The sequence below is a fragment of the Streptococcus sp. 10F2 genome (genome assembly GCF_054331515.2).
This window is the reverse complement of record NZ_JBTGGE020000132.1, coordinates 1-611: the sequence shown is the minus strand read 5'-3', so window position 1 is coordinate 611 and position 611 is coordinate 1. Positions and strand designations below refer to the sequence as shown.

Genomic DNA, 611 nt, shown 5'->3' with positions numbered 1-611 from the left:
AATTGGTGGTGGAATGTAACCCTTGGTTGGATCATTTGGATCAACTGGTTTCAACGGCTCTGTGGTTCCTGGAACTTTTGGCTCATAGCCTGGGATGTATGGCAACGGTGGATTGTCTTCTGGTATCAATGGTGTTTCATCATATGGTACTGGTGGACGATCTCCTGGGTTGTCTACACCTGGAATGTATGGCAAGTAGCCTCCTGGTTTCTGTGGTTTCTCAGGAGTTGGGCTTACTGGCTCATACGGCACTGGAGTGTCTACACCTGGGTTGTTTGGATCCACAATTGGTGGTGGAATGTAACCCTTGGTTGGATCTTCTGGATCAACTGGTTTCAACGGCTCTGTGGTTCCTGGAACTTTTGGCTCATAGCCTGGGATGTATGGCAACGGTGGATTGTCTTCTGGTATCAATGGTGTTTCATCATATGGTACTGGTGGACGATCTCCTGGGTTGTCTACACCTGGAATGTATGGCAAGTAGCCTCCTGGTTTCTGTGGTTTCTCAGGAGTTGGGCTTACTGGCTCATACGGCACTGGAGTGTCTACACCTGGGTTGTTTGGATCCACAATTGGTGGTGGAATGTAACCCTTGGTTGGATCATTTGGAT

General features: G+C 48.4%; 1 pseudogene. It reads right to left on the bottom strand.

The annotated features are described in order from the left end of the window. Nucleotides 1-611: pseudogene (locus ACXM1Q_RS09390) on the bottom strand (hypothetical protein); the annotation flags it as partial.